Consider the following 17,256-nt stretch of genomic DNA (forward strand, 5'->3'; position numbering starts at 1 on the left):
TAGAGTTTCAGTAAATTAGCGATAAGGAGAACTGACAATGGTCAGGCGCGGCAACAACCGTGACGGCTCTCAGCACGATGGCCGAGACAACAGCTACGGACGCGATTCCTCAAGCGCATACGGCGATGACTCCGCGACTCGCTACATTCCGCGGGACGAGGGATACCGCGGATACAACCCAGATGCCGACTTCGCGGGCGAGCAGCCGACCGAATACTTCGGTGGCGACTCCTCTGAGACACAATTCCTGCAGCGTGGCGATGAAACACGTTTTGAGAACTCGCGAGGTGCCGGAGCCGGTGCAGGTGCTGGTGCCGCCGGTGCACAAGGCAGTGGCGCACAGGGTAGCGGCCAGTACTGGGATCCGCTTTCTGAAGAAGAACGCGGCTATGGTCAGGCGGGCCAGCAGGCAGGTGCAACCCAGCAGTACTCCGCAGGCGGCGCAGGCGGTTACGGCGACATGAATAACGGCAACAACCGCGGTAATAACCGTGGCAACAGTGGCAATGATGACTCCAAGAAGGGCTGGGGCAAGCCTGTCGCCATCGTGGCCATCGCCGCCATGGTGGCCGTAGTCGCGCTGGTAGCCCTGGTTTTGTCCTTTACTTCCGGAACCGAGGACAAAAACGACAATACGGCGGTGCCGACGCAGGAGACGTCGTCAAGCCCGACGCCGACGACAACCTCGCCGGAAGAAACCACGACAAGTCCCACCGATCGCTTGGACCCGTCGGGCACGATTAACGACACCCGTGAGCGCCTCGAGCAGGAGCTCGACCAACTTCGCGAGTCGCCGCCAGCTATCCCCGGCCCCGGTGAGCGCAGCAGCGGTTGGGGCACCATCCCGCAGGGCGTGGTGGGCAAGAGTCCGGCATCGGTTGAGGTGGAATTGCGTACCAACGGCTACCAGAATGTGACTGTCGTCGACGCCGAGGGCAATCCGACCAACTCTGTGGCCGCGATCATGGGTAAGGTTGCCTCGATCGATCCGCCGGAGGGACAGATGGCGGAGACATCCACGCCTGTGACCATCTACCTGCAGTAATGCGGTAGCCAGGGAAGGTGCCAGGGGCGATTTTCGCCTTCAAACTCCAATGATGTAACCTATAGCTCGTTGCACTTTCGTGCACACGGGCTGTAGCGCAGTTTGGTAGCGCACCTCACTGGGGGTGAGGGGGTCGTCGGTTCAAATCCGGTCAGCCCGACAAAAATAGCCGCCGTCTTCTGGAAGATTCCGGGAGGCGGCGGTTTTGTTTACGGCTATTGCTTAAGGCTTTTGTTTGCCCATAGCTCACAAGCGCACTAGCGCACGACAATACCGTCGGAGTCAGCGTAGAGCGTCTCGCCCGGAACGAAGTCAATGCCGCCGAAGGAGACAACGACGTCGCGCTCGCCCTCACCGGTCTTGGTGGACTTGCGCGGGTTGGTGCCAAGCGCCTTGCAGCCGAAGTCCATCTCGCCAATCAGCTTGGAGTCGCGAATCGCGCCGTTGACGACCACACCAGCCCAGCCATTGTCCTTGCCGAGCCCCGCAATAACGTCACCGACCAGCGCCGTGTGCACAGAAGCGTCACCGTCGATGACAAGCACGCCACCCTCCGACGGTTCGGAGAGGACCTTCTTCAGCAGCGCGTTGTCCTGGAAACACTTGACCGTGGAGATCTTGCCGCAGAACTCCACGCGACCGCCGAGGTTACGCATCTGAGTATCGCAGGAACGCACGTCCGGGCCGATCTCGTCAACCAGGTCAGCGGTGGGGATGAATTCGATTGCCATAGGGGATTCAAGTCCTTCCGAAAATTGCTCGCATCAAGTGTTAAACCCATTGTTTCAAACTCAAGATGTGACTAAAGACATATGGTGCAAATTCGCTGGCAGCGATTGACACTCCGAAGGCCGGCCCAGATTGATTACTCTGGTGAGTCAGAACGCGCCGACAACCACACGCGCGCAGGAAGGGTAGAAGATGGCTGGGTTTAATTGGTTTTGGAAGGCTCTTAGCGGCAAGCAAGGGCGCAACCAAAAACGCAGCGTAGGGCTGGTGGCACACGCCGCTGAGCTCGAGCCGCAGGTACAGGCGCTTTCCGACGCCGACCTCGCCGACTTCACCCGCCAACACGCCACCGACGCACCGGAGCTTTTAGCCGCGCTCCGCGAAGTCTCCCAGCGCACCCTGTCCATGCGCCCCTTCGATGTGCAGCTGCAAGGCGCACTGGCGCTCATGGAGGGAGACGTTGTCCAGATGGCCACCGGTGAGGGCAAGACTCTCTCCGGCGCCCTGGCTGCAGCCGGTTTCGCGCTGCGTGGCCACCGCGTGCACTCTGTGACCGTCAACGACTACCTCGCAGGCCGCGACGCGCAGTGGATGCAACCGCTGTTCGGGTTCCTAGGGCTCTCGGTGGCGGCTATTTCGCCGCAGGAGGGACCGGGGGAGCGTCGTAAAGCATATGCGGCAGACATCGTCTACGCCGCCGTCAACGAACTCGGCTTCGACGTTCTGCGCGACCGCTGCGCGCCGGCCATCGAAGACCGCGTGCAGTCGCCCGCTGATGTCGCGATCATCGACGAGGCCGACTCCGTGCTGGTGGATGAAGCGCTAGTCCCGCTCGTGCTTGCCGGCAATGAGCCGGGCACCGCACCGACCGGTCAGATTACCGACGTGGTGCGTCGCCTGCAGCTCGGCGACGACTACACCGTCGACGAAGGTCGTCGCAACGTCTTCCTCACCGATACCGGCGCCGCACGCGTCGAACGGCTGCTTGGCATCGGCTCACTGTACGACGCCGAGCACGTCGGCACCACTCTGGTTCAGGTCAACGTTGCACTGCACGCCCACGAGCTGCTGCAGCGCGATGTCGACTACATCGTGCGCGACGGCAAGGTCCAGCTCATCGACGCTTCGAAGGGACGCGTGGCGGAACTGCAGCGCTGGCCGGACGGTCTGCAAGCAGCGGTAGAGGCCAAGGAGGGGCTGCAGGTCTCGGAGGGCGGCCGAATCCTCGACTCCATGACCATCCAGCAGCTCGTCGGCCGCTACGACATCACCTGCGGCATGACCGGCACCGCCACCTCCGCGGGCGACCAGTTCCGCGAGTTCTACGGACTTCACGTCTCCGTCATCGAACCCAACGTCCCATGCATTCGTGACGACGAGCCCGACCGCATCTACGCCACCACCGACGACGCGTTCGCCGCGCTTGTCGACGAGGTCGTGGAACTCAACGGCACTGGTCGACCAATACTCGTAGGCACCCGTGACGTGGCGGAATCGGAACGCCTGGCCGATGCACTGGTTCTGCGTGGTATCGAATCCTCGGTGCTGAACGCGAAAAATGACGAGCTGGAGGCCCAGGTCATCGCCAATGCTGGCGATATTGGCCGCGTGACGGTGTCCACCCAGATGGCCGGACGAGGAACCGACATCCGCCTCGGTGGGGCAGATGAATCCAACCGAGATGCGGTGGTCGAACGCGGTGGACTATGCGTTATTGGCCTGGGCAAGCACCGCACTGACCGACTGGACAATCAGCTGCGTGGCCGCGCCGGGCGCCAAGGCGATCCGGGCTCGTCGGTGTTCTTTGTCTCCCTGGATGATCCGGTGATTTCCGAGGGCGCTGCTGGCGAGACGCTGAGCGTGCTGCCCGAGGATGATGGCCGTGTCCGGGATAAGAGGGCATACCAGTTCATCGACCGCGCACAGCGAGTGACAGAGGCGACCATGCTGTCGATTCATGCGACGACGTGGAAGTACAACAAGCTCATCGGTGACCAGCGCGAGATTCTGGATGAGCGCCGGGAGAAACTGCTGACTACTAATGCAGCCTGGGAAGAACTGTCCAAGTTGGCATCGGCGCGGGCCAAGGAAGTCGAATCCGTAGTCGGGCGCGATGTCGCCGAGGATGCTGCCCGGGAAATCATGCTGAGCCACCTGGATCGCGGATGGTCAGACCACCTGGCGGATCTGGATGACCTGCGGGAGTCGATTCACCTGCGCGCGCTGGCTAAGGAAAGCCCCATTGATGAGTTCCACCGCGCCGCCATCGGCGCCTTTAAGAACCTGGTGAACAATGCCGTTACCGAGTCGGTGCAGACCTTCCAGGAGGTCGAAATCGACGGCGAAGGCGCACATCTGGAGGACACGGGTCTTGCTCGCCCGAGCTCGACGTGGACTTACATGGTCAACGACAACCCATTGAGCAATGGTGGCGGCTCGGTCGTCGGCTCGATTGCCGCGATGTTTAGGTAAGCCGTAACCACAAGTTTGGTAACAATTTGAAAATATTTCTCAGGTGACCGGCCTAGGTACACCCACAGAGAAAGCTCTCAGATGTCGGTATTTACGCATATCAATCATGTTGTACCTACCCTGTCGGTGAGCTGCGTCACAACAAGGTTGGGATTAGATAACAACACGAGAGCGGTTGGGGCGCTATTATCTAAAAAGTAACGAGTAAATCGCCCAAGGTTATCCCGGAGGGAAAGATATGACTAGCAATAGCGGCCAGCCAGAGGCATCGGTCGAGACCACCTCGGTCTTCCGTGCAGATTTGCTGAAGGAAATGGAGTCCGGCTCTAACACGGACTCCACGGTCTCCGGTGTTGAAGGACTTCCGGCGGGCTCGGCACTCTTGGTTGTCAAGCGGGGGCCAAACGCAGGTTCGCGTTTCCTGCTCGATCAGGCAGTCACCACCGCTGGTCGTCACCCGGACAGCGACATCTTCCTCGATGATGTGACTGTTTCCCGTCGTCACGCAGAGTTCCGCAAGAACGGTGACTCCTACGAGGTCGTCGACGTGGGATCGCTGAACGGTACCTACGTTAACCGCGAGCCGAAGAACTCCGCGGTTCTGGCTAATGGTGACGAGGTTCAGGTCGGTAAGTTCCGCCTCGTCTTCCTGATCGGTAACTAATTCGACATCGGTTAATGTCGACGCCTGTCGGCATTAACCCCTTATTTTTGTAAAGGCTCGGAAAAGACCAGTGGCAGCAGTACGCAAATCAGCAGTTTCGCAGCCGACTTCGTCGGAAAGCACTGCGAAGCAAGCACGCTCGGTGGGCAAGAAGAAGACCATCGGTGCTGTGCTGAAGGAAGTCAAGGTTGAGTTCCCTGATGTAACGCTGTCCAAAATTCGTTTTCTCGAGTCGGAGGGGCTGCTGTGCCCGTCGCGTAGCTCCTCGGGTTATCGTCGCTACAGCCAGGCGGACATTGACCGCCTGCGCTACATTCTCACCGTTCAGCGCGATAACTACTTGCCGCTGAAGGTTATTAAAGAGCAGCTCGACGAAATTGATGCGGGCAACGCTGGCGGCGACGGGCTGGCATCGGTCACTCCACTGGTGACGGCGGATCAGTTCCGCGAAGCCGCAGTGGTCTCGCTGACGCAGGCGGAGCTGGCAGAGCGCACCGGCGCTAGCGAGAAGTTCATCACTGAACTGGTTCGAGTCGGCCTGATTACTCCGGACACGCTGAACATGTTCGATGGCGATGACCTGCTCATCACTGAGACGGCGGTCAAACTGGCTGAGTTTGGCCTGGATGCCCGCCACCTCAAAACTGTGCGTACCGCTGCGGCCCGTGAGGCAGATTTGGTGTCGCTCGCTGCTAGTCCGCTGAGTAAGTCGCGTGCGGCTAGCGGCAAGCAGAAGGCTGTGGAGATGGGCCGTGAGATGACTGCGCTGATGGTCACGCTGCACGGCACTTTGGTCAAGCGCCAGGTCAACAAGGATCTGGGGAAGTAGTCGGTAGTCCCGCGTAAATAGCGGCTCGCTACAATTATCGCTGTTATGGACGAAAAACTCGTAGAAGTCAAGTTTCTAGACTGGATGGCGCATCCTCCTGAGGACGATCCAGTGCTACTCCTGCATGCCGAGGAGACCAATCGGATTATCCCGATTTGGATTGATTTGGCGACGGCGACGGAGTACTCCGCCCGTGAGACCGGCGCTACGCAGCGTCGCCCGGGCATGTATGAGGTCTTCGTCGATACGCTGGACATGGTGGGGCAGAGCGCCCTGCGCGGCCAGATTACGGGCGTGCATGAGGGCGTTTTCATCGCCAGCCTGGTGCTCGAAGGTGGCGCAGAGATTGATATGTGCCCGTCCGACCTCATCCTTATCGCTAGCGAGCTTGAGGTTCCGCTGTATGTCGCGCGTGATGTGCTCGACGCCACGTCGGTAGCGGCGCGTCTCGTCGCAACCAATGGCGGTTCGCTTGCCGACGAGTCGGAGACCGACTCCGTCGAGGCATCGGTGTCGGAGTTTGCGGAATTCCTCGACAGCATTGATGCTGACTACTTCGCCGAGCCGCATGGTGATGCGGAGGACAAGAAGTCTGATGGTGAAGCCGACGGTGGCGCCGATTCAGCTTCCGATGGCGACCGTTAAACGTGTGACTGGAGTGAATAACTGGCTACTTTTGGGGTAGTTGTGACGCTTATTTCCTCCGGCGTGTCGCTGAATGACCCCATAAAAGGGGTAACTTTTCGGAAGTTATAGTTTCATCCCGTCCTGCGGTTTTGCTCCAGGGTTGTGCTTGAGCTGGGGAAACTGCGGCTCCAAACTCTAAACCTTAACTTTAGGTTTAGAGATTCGGCGTGTCGTGCTGTGATGTATTGACAGCCGATTAACCTTGGCGAAAGATAAATAACGGCAGTGAAACTACCTCGGGAGAATTTATATGGTCGACGACAACAGCGGTTCGCTCTTTGGCGATAATGAGCTCCGTGCGTCGGACTCGCAAGAGCCGCGCGCGGTCCAGGAATCCCTGTTCGACATGGGACCGGACGAGCAGGTTGGCTACCGCGTTCCTATCGCATGTCAGGTAGCGGGCATTTCTTACCGCCAGCTGGACTACTGGGCACGCACCAAGCTGGTGGAGCCTTCTATTCGTACCGCCAAGGGGTCAGGTACCCAGCGTCTGTACTCCTTCCGTGACATCCTCGTTTTGAAGATTGTCCGCGGTCTGCTGGACACCGGTATTTCCCTGCAGAACATCCGTCTGGCTGTCGATCGCCTGCGTGACCTCGGCGTCGATGACCTGGCTACCATCACGCTGGTTTCCGACGGTCGCACCGTCTACCAGTGCCGCTCCAATGAAGAGGTCATCGACCTGCTCAACGGTGGCCAGGGAGTGTTCGGCATTGCTGTCCCGGGCATTATGAAGGAACTGACTGGCACCATCGCCTCCTTCCCGTCCGAGCGTATCGACGGTACTCAGGAGAACCCAGGTACTGGCATCGATGAGCTGGCTGAGCGTCGTCGCCGTCGCATCTCCTAACAGGCAATTGTATGGCTGAATAGCGGCGTCGCTGTTATGGCCTCCGCTCAAATAGCCGAAACAAGCTAAACAAAAACCGCCTTCCACAACTGGTTCCGTTTTTCCTCTCCCGAGGTTGGACCAGATGGAGGCGGTTTTTTGCTACTTACTCCGTACCGATAGCCGCAGCCAGCTGAGAGGCCAGGCCAGCGCCGTAGTCGGCCGCAATGCGCAGAGAGCCAGTAGTCATATTTGCCACTTCCTGCAGCTCGGGGCTGGAGCTGTCCCCGTCGGGAAGCACGATGACCTCAATCGTTACCGGGCGGTCCGGGCTAATGAGTTCCTTGATCCTCTCGACAGACTCGGCGGCATCGGCGCCCGAGGCATCGCGACCAGAGGTGAGCACGACGAGACGGTTCGGCTTGTCAGGGGAGTAGGTGTCGCGGGCGGCCTGGTAGGCATCGATAAGCGCTGGCCAGAACTGTGCCTCACCACCAGCCGGAAGTTCGGCCAGCGACCCCTTTACGGCGTCCGCGCCGTTGTTGGCCTCGTCATCGGGCGCGGGAAGTTCCGCGAGACGGTTCACCTCAGGTGCGAATGTCCACAGGCCGTAGCGGCCACCAGGTGCCGCATCGATAGCGCCGGAAAGTGCCGCAGACAGCGCCCCAACATCGACGCCCTCGGAGGTGTCAGCGAGCAGGAGCGCCGAACCCACCGCAGTTGCGGGCTGTTGCGCGTCCGGCTGCTCCAGTGCTGGCGGCAGCGCAAAAGAATCCGTCTGAATCTGCGAGAGCACTCCAAAGTTCTCCGCTACTTCAGGGCTGAAAGTGCTCTCAGCAGCTTCGCCGTCGGCGCCGTGATCTGCGGCGAAGTTCCGGAAGTCCTCGGCCGCGCGAGCCGTGTTCTCGTCGATTTTGCCGCCGGAGCCAAAGGTGACAACTGGCGCGTGCAACTGGGGTGCGTCCGCAGGGGAGACCAGCTTCAGCCCCTCGCCGGCCATCTGCAGCATGGGCTGGGTTGCGGCCACGCCGTCGAAATCAGCGACGTTCTGGCTGAGCATGGTCAGCAGAGTATTGGAGGTGTAGACCTCACCCAAGCCCGCGCGTTCGCGAGCGACGTCCGGGCCACCGCCAAGTCGAGCACTAATCACGGCCGACAGTGCCGCATCGGAGCCACCGGGGGCGGCTACGCGCAATCCTGCAAGCTCTTCCCAGGTGGCGTTGTTCAGCTGGTCAGCACGATTGGTTGTGAAGGCCACGCCGCTGGCAATCGGCGGCAACCACGTCTTGGGGTTGTTGACCTTGACCTTGTCTGAGTTCTTCGCCCGGTCTACGAAAGAGATATCGGCGGGAATCCAGACTCCCGGAGTCATAATTCCAGTACCGGCTTCACCCGCAGCGGGGTCCTCCGGAGCTCCCTCACCAGCTTCAGTGCCACCAGCCTTAGTCAGGGCGTTCACAACCTCCTGCGAGCCCGCCACCGTAATCTGTGGCCGCACACAGAAGTCCCTCACCACGGGATTCGACTCGCCGTAGTCCTGCACAAGCTTCTGTGCCGAGCCCACCGCAGCAGGATCGGCGGTCACCACCAGCGTCAGGTCACCCTTCGTGCACCGTGCACGGTCAGCATCAATCGACGAATCGTTGCTCTTGCGCAGATTAACCCAGGCAAAAACCGCAGCGACCAGAACAATTACGACCAAGACGGCAATAAAAGGCCCCTTAGCCACTCGATAGTTGTTCTCACCCGAGGCGTGTCGTCCCATGTCGTTCTAGCCCTTTCTATGCTGAGTGTGCTCGGCACTGTCGACTCGCAGCAGACCTCGTCGTAAAGCACAAACGCGCACGTAACTCCTGTCAACTTTACTGCGTGGACAATGCGACATCTACCACTTCGAGAAGACGGCCGCGCAGAACATCGGCACGCGCACTGAGCTCACGCTGGCGACGGACGTACTCGGCCTTGCCCTCGGGCGTTTCGATGCGAATGGGCGCAAAACCCCAATCCTGCAGATCGTAGGGAGCGGCGCGCATATCCAACTCACGGGCACTGCACGCGAGCTCGAAAGTATCCAGCCATAGGTCGCCGGGGACCGCCTCGCCGAGCTTGGTCGCCCATTTATACAAGTCCATGTTGGCGTGCAGACAACCCATCTGCTCACAGTGCGGCTGTGTCTCGCGCGTCGGTGCAAACTCGTTGAGCGGCACGGCGTCGGGCGTGAAGAAACGGAAGGCATCGAAGTGCGTACACCGAACCGTGTGGGCCTCGACGACCTCGTCCGTGCCTGCCTGACCAAGCCGCAGGGGCTCCGGATGACGATGCTCGGGCTGGCGATATACCATCGCCCATTCATGCAGACCAAAGCAGTCAAAGTGCGCCGGATTCGCGCGCGTCGAACGCAACAGATGGCCGATGTACGCCACCGTCTTACCTCGCTTATCGACGTACGCCGAAACATCCATACGCGCCGTCCCCGAGGCGGTATCGGTGGGGTCCTTGCGGGCAGGGCTATCGGTAGTGTCGTCCGTGTCGAGGGTAAAGAACTTCAGGTGACTGATGTCCTTGGCTGTCGCACCGGGAAGATCTACGCCGATGCCCGGTGACCAGCGGCGGAGCTGGCCGGGCTTAACGGGGTAGTACTCGAAGATGAAGTCCCAGACCGGGTGGCGCTGGCCGCGACTGCGACGGGACAGGTGGTCGCGGGTCAGGACATCGACGCGGGCGATATGCCTTGCTTTGGCTTCACGCCAATCGAAAGACGAATCGGGCGTAGGCGTCACTGCTGGCGTCCCTGCGTGCTGCCCGGTCGGGTCCGGGGCTGGTTCACGGCCGAGTGCTGCTTTGGCGCACCGCTGCGACGCGGGGAGACCTCGTGGGTCCAGTCGCGCACGACACCGACCTGCTCCTCGATGAGGTCCTCCAGAGCCACGATGCCGATCTGCTCCGCGCCGGAGAAAGCACCGGTCTTCGGAGCGATGCTTGCCGGGGCGTTTGCGCGCAGGTGCGGCTTTGGCATGCGAGCGCGTACAGCCACTGCCATGTGGGCGCTGTAGCGGCGCATGATGCGCAATCCCTCATCCAGCGTGGCATCGATCGGAATCTCGATCATCGGGCGAATCTCGTCATCGGGGATGGCTGTCTCTGGGCCGGAGGCAGGATCCATGACGCGGTCGAGGACATCTTTCACGTGAACATAGCCGCGGTACTCGTTGGGTTCATTGTTGGCCGCAGCGACGGGGAACCGGGAGAAGCCAGTTTCGGTGACCGCCGTCTCTAGATCGCCGACAGTCGGTGCGGTGGGGAGGCGCCGAATCTGCTCGTGCGGAATCAGTACCTCCTCAATGGTGCGCGTGGCCGAAGCCAGTGTGCGACGAAGGCGGACGTGCTCCTCGCTGTCAAGGAGCCCCTCTTGACGAGACTCCGCAATCATCGATGCCAACTCAGTGGAATCAACAGTGGTGTCGAGCTCATCGCGCTGCTCAATGCCGAACAGCTTCAGCGTATGGCGAGCCATCCAGTTAAACAGCAGCAACAGCGGCTTGGTCAGGCGGTAGAAGACCATATGAACCGGAATGAGCAGCATGGCCATCGTTTCCGGTCCTGCCAGCGCGATATTCTTCGGCACCATCTCACCGAGCATGATGTGCAGCACTGACACCAGCATCAATGCGATGGCAAAGCTCAGCGGGTGCAGCAGCGACTCCGGAATACCCATGGCGTGGAAAGGAGCTTCCAGCAGATGTGCCAGCGCCGGTTCAGAGACCTTACCCAGCAGTAGCGAGGCAATGGTGATGCCCAGCTGTGCGGCGGCGAGCATCATCGACAGGTGCTCAGAAGCATTGATAACTGTGCGTGCGCGCTTCTTTCCCTGAGCCAGCAGCGCTTCCAAACGGTCACGGCGCGCAGCAATAAGTGAGAACTCCGCGCCCACGAAAAACGCGTTGACCAACAACAAGAAGAAAGTCAGGAGGATTCCAAACCAGTCACTCATAGGTTGAACATCTCCTTAGCGCGCTCGTTGGTCACAGGAATCAAAATGGCACGGTCCACGCGGCGGTCATCCATCGCCAGAATGCGGGCGTACCAGCGTCCGGCGATACCCGATTCGAACTCGTCCATGAAGTCGCGTTCGGTCTCTGGCAGCAGGACGACGTCACCGACCTCCGGGATGCGACCGAGCGCAAACATAATCAATCCACCGAGCGTTTCGAAGCTACCTTCTGGGGCGAAGTATCCGACCTTGGTCGGCAGCTCGTCGGTACGCACAAGGCCAGAGCAGTTCCAACCTTCGATCGCGCGTTTGACTTCCTGCTCGGACTCCTTGTCGTCGTACTCATCCCAGACCTCGCCAAGAATTTCCTCGACGACATCCTCGATGGTGACAATGCCGGCGATGCCGCCGTACTCATCGGCGACCAGCGCAATCTGCGAACCGGCCGAACGCACGGCCTCCAGTACGGCATCGCCGTCCAGCGACTGCGGCAGCGTCGGCACAGGCCGTGCAATCTCCCGCATGGTGGTGGTTGAGCGCTTCGCCGCAGGCACCGCAAATGCGTCCTTGACGTGGACAACACCGACAGTGGCATCGAGGTCCCCGTCAGTAATGGGGAAGCGGGAATGCCCCGATTCGATAGCGACAGCCAGCAGATCCAGCGCCGTGTCATCGACATCGAGGGAGGTAATCGTCGACCGCGGCGTCATTAGGTCCTCCGCCGTCGTTTCGCCAAAGCGTAACGACGACTCGAGTACAGCGGCCTTCGACTCATCCAATGCACCCTGCTCCGCAGAATTACGTACCAGTGCTTCCAGCTCCTGAGGGGAACGCGCTGAAGCCAACTCATCCGCCGGTTCAATACCGAGCTTGCGCACCAGCCAGTTCGCCGTGGCATTCAGCGAATGGATGAAGTAGTGGAACACCCAGTTAAACGCCATCACCGGACGAGCCGTAACTCGCGCTACTGCCAGCGGCTCTGTAATCGCGACATTCTTTGGCACCAACTCGCCATAGACCATCGACAACATCGTGGCCACGATGAGGGCAAGAATCAGTGCGGTCGGTCCCGCTGCAGACTCGCTGAGCCCCATCCAATGCAACATCGGCGTGAAGTACTGTGCCAGCACCGGTTCCGCGAGGAAACCAGTTGCCAGCGTGGTCAACGTAATGCCCAGCTGTGCACCGGAAAGATGGAAGGACAGTCGATTATGCGCCTTGTGAACGGCCTCAGCAGGTGCATCCGCTGAACGGGCGCGGTCGGCGTCAATCGTAGATCGCTCCAGTCCCGTCAGCGCGAATTCAAACGCCACAAAGAGGCCGGTGCCAGCGGTTAGCGCGATAAAGCCGACAACCGCGACAATATTGAGAACAATATCCACTGATTATCTCTTCTTCTTTTTCCCTCGCTTGGGGCGGTGTACGCGACCGCCAGCACGATTCTTTCCGCTTGCCGACGGACCGCCGCGCCCGCGGTAACCGGCACCACCAGCACCGCCTGCCGATTGGCTCTGATCTTGACGAGCCCGGCGCGGACGCCGTGCGCCCAGTTCCTTGACAAATCGCGGCAGTCCCGGAGCTGCGCGCAGCTCTTCAGCTTCAACGCCGGCCCCTGCCAGCAGCTCGCGGGCCTGATCAACCTGGCGGTCACGCACAATCATCGCTACCGTGCCGGAAGCACCTGCACGAGCCGTCCGACCCGAGCGGTGAATATACGTCGCGGAATCCCTTGGCGGATCCGCGTGCACAACCAAGTCAAGAGCATCGATATCAATGCCACGAGCGGCCACATCCGTGGTGACGAGGACATTGATTTCACCCTCGGCAAAGGCCTTGAGGACCGCGCGACGAGTTGCCTGGCCACGATCGCCGTGGAGGAAACCTAACTTGATGTCGTAGAACTGTAGAAACTTAGCCAGCTGCACGACACGCGCCTTAGAGTTGGCGAAGATGACGCACTGATCCTTGCGGGAGGCAATCCAGGCGACCACTTCGTCGGCTTCGTTGTTGTCCTCCACCCGAAGTAACAGATGCCGCATATTGCGCATGGTCAACCGGGAGGCAGTGACCTTGTGCTTCGCAACTTCAGTGCTACTTGCGCGACGATCGCGAATAAGCCCCGCGGCGTCGTCGTTAATCGTGGCGGAAAAGACCATGCGCTGTGCCGACTTCGGGCACGCACGGACCAGGCCCAGAACATCGGGCAGAAAGCCCATGTCAGCGAGCATGTCCGCTTCGTCGACGACGACAGCGAGGACGTGCTCAAGGCTGAGTAGACCGCGGCGGCGCAAATCGTGTGCGCGACCCGGTGTGACCACAGCGATATCGACTGGTGCCGCGAGCAGAGTCTGCTGCTTGGCCACGGAATCACCGCCGACCAAGCTCAAGACACGCAGACCTGCAGCGGCACCGATGTCAGCCAGGACATCAGCAATCTGATCTGCGAGTTCGCGCGTTGGCGAAATAATTAGCGCGCGCGGGTAACCGGGAAGCGCTGGAGAGGCGTTATTGAGTAACGCGACCAGCGGAATGCCGAATGCGAGCGTTTTGCCCGAGCCTGTAGGGGCCTGCGCAAGAACGTCCTTGCCAGCGAAAGCATCTGGCAAAGTCGCCACCTGCACGGCAGTAGGCGAAGTTATGTGCTGGGCACGCAGAATACTCACAATCGCTTCCGGCGTGCCCAACTGTCTGAAATCACTGGACTCAGCAGGAGGGGGCATGCTTGTTAGAATACCGCTATCCCCGGACAGCCATGCAATAGGCACGTCCGGTGAACTGGAAAACTACCGTCCCATGACATTTACCAACCGCGACCCGGTTGCGCATAGGCCTCGCGCTCGAGAATGGCGGCTCGACGGAAGATGTTGCGGATAGATTTGAGCTCCGCATCGCTGGCCGTAGACATATTCTCTTCAAGGACCTCGAGAGCCTGCTGAACACTGTCAACATACTCGGGGTCGGAATACACCTCCACCCAGTTCGCGATCGCGGAATCCTCATCAACCAGCGATTTTCCTTGCAGAGTCAGCTCGGTTGCAATCCACATTTCGGCGACGATACTGGTTACGGCGACCCGATATGGGTTGAAAGCGCTACAGGAAGAATGCACGTCCAGCAAAAGCTGTGTGATGGTTGTCGGCTCGATGTCCTCGAGCGCCGAAGAAGTCTCTTCCAGCCCGTTATTGCTCAATTCCAACGCACGCACCAGGGCTTCCTGTGCGAGTGACGACCACAGAACCTGTTCCTTCGGGCAGGGTGCTTTGGTTGCCAGATGCGACAGGACTGGGAAAACTTGGTGCAAGTACCAGGCCTCTTGCGCTACGAAGAAGTTGGTTTCGTCCGAGGAAAGGTCGCCGCGGAGCATCGTGGGGACGCTGAACATTCCGCCAATCTCGGCAACGATGTCCTCGATGTCCCGCCACAGCTGGGAAGTAAAAGGACCAGCCGGAGCAATCTGGAGTGAGTGGCCGAAGAAAGATTCCAGCTCCTTCGGCGGCTGCTCAGTATCAGTGCCTTCGACGGCCTCCGGGTAAAAACTGGAGTTCAGATGCACTGGTTGCATTCGGCGAAGCGCGACCTTTTCCAGGCGACGAGCCCTGTGGCCGTGGTCAATGGGGCCGTGCCCCTGGCCGACGTTGAGGTTATCCGCGAAACGAATGGACTCGCTGAGCCAGCGCGTAGTCCAGCGCAGGGCGTCGTTGATCGCTGAGCCCCCACCAATCCGTGTGGCTAGAGCAGCGGACAGCGAACAACCCGTGCCATGGGTGTTCTCAGTGTGAATGCGGGGAGAAGAGCTGAAGAAAACCTGGCCATCGGGGAAGGCCACGGCATTGCCGGCTTCCTCATCACTTAAGTGACCAGTCTTTGCAATCACGATGACATCGTTTTTGCTCGCGAACTCCAGTGCCTGTTCAATCAGCTCAGTGAAGTCGCTGGCCTCCGGGGCGTCGGCAAGCAATGCCAGTTCGGGAACATTCGGCGTGATGACGGTGGCTTCCGCGACCAAGTCGCGCATTGCGTCCATGGCATCTTCGTCAAGCAGACGGTCGCCAGAGGTGGCGACCATAACCGGATCGAGAACAACCACGGCTGGCTTGGTCTCCCGAACCCAGTTGGTGACGGCCTGCGTGAGTTCGCGTGAACCCAACATGCCAATCTTCACCGCGTCGATGGTGACATCCTCAGTTACAGCAGCCAGCTGCTCGACGAGGAAGTCAAGAGGTGGGGTGTGGACGGCACGAACGCCCACGGTGTTCTGAGATACCAAAGCGGTGACCACGCCCATGCCATAACCACCGGCGGCGGCGATTGATTTTAAATCGGCATGGAGCCCAGCGCCACCTGTTGGGTCTGTGCCGGCGATGGAAAGAACTCGTGGCACAAAATCAGGCTTTGCCTTCTTGGGAAATGGCATCTCAGACCCCTTTTAACTTCAAGAGCGTGAAGCGACAGACTTCAAGACTACGCTTCAACCTCGGAGCGGTCGCCAGACCAGAGGGTGTGGAAAGCACCCTCGCGGTCAACACGCTGGTAAGTGTGCGCACCGAAGTAGTCACGCTGCCCCTGAACCAGTGCTGCCGGCAGACGCTCCGCACGCAGGCTGTCGTAGTAAGCCAGCGAAGAGGAGAACACCGGAGCCGGGATACCCATCTGTGCTGCAGTGACGACAACGTCGCGCCACGCGTCGAGGCACTCGGTGACCTGGTCACGGAAGTACTCGTCGAGTACCAGCGCCGGCAGCTCCGGATTGCGGTCGTACGCTTCCTTGATGCGGTTCAGGAACTGTGCGCGGATGATGCAGCCACCACGCCAGATGGTCGCCAGCGCACCGCGGTCAATCTCCCAGCCGTACTCCTTGGCACCAGCGTTAATCTCATCGAAGCCCTGCGAGTAGGCAACGATCTTGGAAGCGTAGAGCGCCTTACGGACGCGCTCCACAAAAGCATCGCGATCTTCCGGTGCCTTAGCCAGGCTTCCCGACGGCAGGTTGCGGGCAGCCTCACGCTGAGCAAGGGAAGACGACAGGGCGCGAGCGAACACGGCCTCGCCAATACCAGTTACTGGAATGCCCAAGTCCAAAGCGGCCTTGACCGTCCAACGGCCGGTGCCCTTCTGGCCAGCAGCATCAACGATGACATCCACCAGCGGCTTGCCTGTCTTCTCATCGGCCTGAGAGAGAACCTCAGCGGTAATCTCGACCAGGTAGGAGTCCAGGTCGCCCTTATTCCACTCGCGGAAGATATCTGCAATCTCGGCAGGGGTGAGGCCAGCGGCCTCACGCAGCAGGTGGTAGGCCTCGCCAATGACCTGCATATCCGCATACTCGATGCCGTTGTGGACCATCTTTACAAAGTGGCCAGCGCCATCGGAAGAAATGTGAGTACAGCACGGAACGCCATCAACGTGAGCGGAGATGGACTCCAGCAGCGGGCCGAGGGACTCGTAGGACTCCTTCGTTCCACCCGGCATAATGGATGGGCCAGTCAGAGCACCTTCTTCACCACCGGAAATACCAGTGCCAACGTAGTGCAGGCCACGGGCGCGAATAGCCTTCTCGCGACGGATGGTGTCCGTGTAAAGAGAGTTACCGCCATCAATGATGATGTCGCCGGGCTCCATCACGTCGGCAAGCTGATCGATGACCGCATCAGTAGCGGCACCTGCCTGAACCATGATCAGAGCGCGACGCGGGCGCTCCAGCGAAGCGACGAACTCTTCAATGGTCTCGGACGGGATGAATGAGCCTTCATCACCGTGTTCAGCGATGAGGGTGCGAGTTTTCTCCGGACTGCGGTTGTACACGGCAACGGTGTGTCCCTTGTGGGCGAAGTTGCGTGCGATATTCGAGCCCATGACGGCGAGCCCGACGACACCAATTTGTGCGAGTTCATTGTTATCGGTCATGCCCACCATCTTAAAGCCTGGCCGGGGTTCGTTGTATCTGGGACTCAGAAATTGTTACTGCTTTTAACGTTGAAACTGCCACGAGTGATGGCGTGCGCTGGCACAA

Annotated in this window: 14 protein-coding genes and 1 tRNA gene; 7 read left to right on the forward strand and 8 right to left on the reverse strand. The window is 60.0% G+C overall.

The window, feature by feature from the left end; all coding sequences use genetic code 11:
• Nucleotides 1-37: 37 nt before the first annotated feature.
• Nucleotides 38-1,045, forward strand: coding sequence for a hypothetical protein (locus QP977_RS08120; RefSeq protein WP_284847244.1), 1,008 nt, complete (start codon nt 38-40; stop codon nt 1,043-1,045).
• An 86-nt stretch (nt 1,046-1,131) separates the two neighbouring features.
• Nucleotides 1,132-1,205, forward strand: a tRNA-Pro gene (locus tag QP977_RS08125).
• A 97-nt stretch (nt 1,206-1,302) separates the two neighbouring features.
• Here QP977_RS08125 and rraA read toward each other — a convergent pair.
• Nucleotides 1,303-1,776 carry a ribonuclease E activity regulator RraA gene (gene rraA, locus QP977_RS08130; RefSeq protein ID WP_016422839.1) on the reverse strand — a complete coding sequence of 158 codons (474 nt, stop codon included), beginning with the start codon at nt 1,774-1,776 and terminating at the stop codon, nt 1,303-1,305.
• A gap of 190 nt (nt 1,777-1,966) precedes the next feature.
• Here rraA and secA2 point away from each other — a divergent pair, with 190 nt between their 5' ends.
• The 5 genes from secA2 (at nt 1,967) to QP977_RS08155 (ending at nt 7,276) form a co-directional block, all read left to right on the forward strand.
• Entirely contained in the window at nt 1,967-4,246 is a 2,280-nt protein-coding gene (gene secA2, locus QP977_RS08135) for an accessory Sec system translocase SecA2 (RefSeq protein ID WP_284847245.1), read from the forward strand.
• Nucleotides 4,247-4,484: 238 nt separating this feature from the next.
• Complete coding sequence (gene odhI, locus QP977_RS08140; RefSeq protein ID WP_016422837.1) at nt 4,485-4,910, forward strand: oxoglutarate dehydrogenase inhibitor Odhl; 426 nt, start codon at nt 4,485-4,487, stop codon at nt 4,908-4,910.
• A 70-nt stretch (nt 4,911-4,980) separates the two neighbouring features.
• Nucleotides 4,981-5,739, forward strand: coding sequence for a transcriptional regulator FtsR (gene ftsR, locus QP977_RS08145; protein ID WP_016422836.1), 759 nt, complete (start codon nt 4,981-4,983; stop codon nt 5,737-5,739).
• Nucleotides 5,740-5,784: 45 nt separating this feature from the next.
• Nucleotides 5,785-6,384, forward strand: coding sequence for a bifunctional nuclease family protein (locus QP977_RS08150; protein ID WP_284847246.1), 600 nt, complete (start codon nt 5,785-5,787; stop codon nt 6,382-6,384).
• A gap of 388 nt (nt 6,385-6,772) precedes the next feature.
• Nucleotides 6,773-7,276, forward strand: coding sequence for a MerR family transcriptional regulator (locus QP977_RS08155; RefSeq protein ID WP_172620271.1), 504 nt, complete (start codon nt 6,773-6,775; stop codon nt 7,274-7,276).
• Nucleotides 7,277-7,421: 145 nt separating this feature from the next.
• On the opposite strand, the gene QP977_RS08160 is transcribed toward QP977_RS08155, so the two are convergent.
• The 7 genes from QP977_RS08160 to gnd all read right to left on the reverse strand — a co-directional run bounded on the left by QP977_RS08160 (nt 7,422) and on the right by gnd (nt 17,159).
• Complete coding sequence (locus tag QP977_RS08160) at nt 7,422-9,020, reverse strand: vWA domain-containing protein (protein ID WP_284847247.1); 1,599 nt, start codon at nt 9,018-9,020, stop codon at nt 7,422-7,424.
• Nucleotides 9,021-9,117: 97 nt separating this feature from the next.
• Nucleotides 9,118-10,035 carry a 3-methyladenine DNA glycosylase gene (locus QP977_RS08165; protein WP_284847248.1) on the reverse strand — a complete coding sequence of 306 codons (918 nt, stop codon included), beginning with the start codon at nt 10,033-10,035 and terminating at the stop codon, nt 9,118-9,120.
• The gene (locus QP977_RS08170) at nt 10,032-11,246 is read right to left on the reverse strand and encodes a hemolysin family protein (RefSeq protein WP_284847249.1); all 1,215 of its coding nucleotides are present in this window, start codon (nt 11,244-11,246) and stop codon (nt 10,032-10,034) included. The genes QP977_RS08165 and QP977_RS08170 overlap by 4 nt, the downstream gene beginning before the upstream one ends.
• Nucleotides 11,243-12,628 carry a hemolysin family protein gene (locus tag QP977_RS08175; RefSeq protein WP_016422831.1) on the reverse strand — a complete coding sequence of 462 codons (1,386 nt, stop codon included), beginning with the start codon at nt 12,626-12,628 and terminating at the stop codon, nt 11,243-11,245. The genes QP977_RS08170 and QP977_RS08175 overlap by 4 nt, the downstream gene beginning before the upstream one ends.
• Nucleotides 12,629-12,631: 3 nt before the next feature.
• Nucleotides 12,632-13,966 (reverse strand): DEAD/DEAH box helicase, encoded by a 1,335-nt coding sequence (locus tag QP977_RS08180; protein WP_222865657.1) that lies wholly within the window; start codon nt 13,964-13,966, stop codon nt 12,632-12,634.
• Nucleotides 13,967-14,046: 80 nt separating this feature from the next.
• Entirely contained in the window at nt 14,047-15,660 is a 1,614-nt protein-coding gene (locus tag QP977_RS08185; protein ID WP_284847250.1) for a bifunctional hydroxymethylpyrimidine kinase/phosphomethylpyrimidine kinase, read from the reverse strand.
• 47 nt (nt 15,661-15,707) lie between these two features.
• Complete coding sequence (gnd, locus tag QP977_RS08190) at nt 15,708-17,159, reverse strand: NADP-dependent phosphogluconate dehydrogenase (RefSeq protein ID WP_502870950.1); 1,452 nt, start codon at nt 17,157-17,159, stop codon at nt 15,708-15,710.
• Nucleotides 17,160-17,256 lie beyond the last annotated feature (97 nt).

This window comes from Corynebacterium sp. MSK012 (genome assembly GCF_030232435.1).
Lineage (GTDB): Bacteria > Actinomycetota > Actinomycetes > Mycobacteriales > Mycobacteriaceae > Corynebacterium > Corynebacterium jeikeium_D.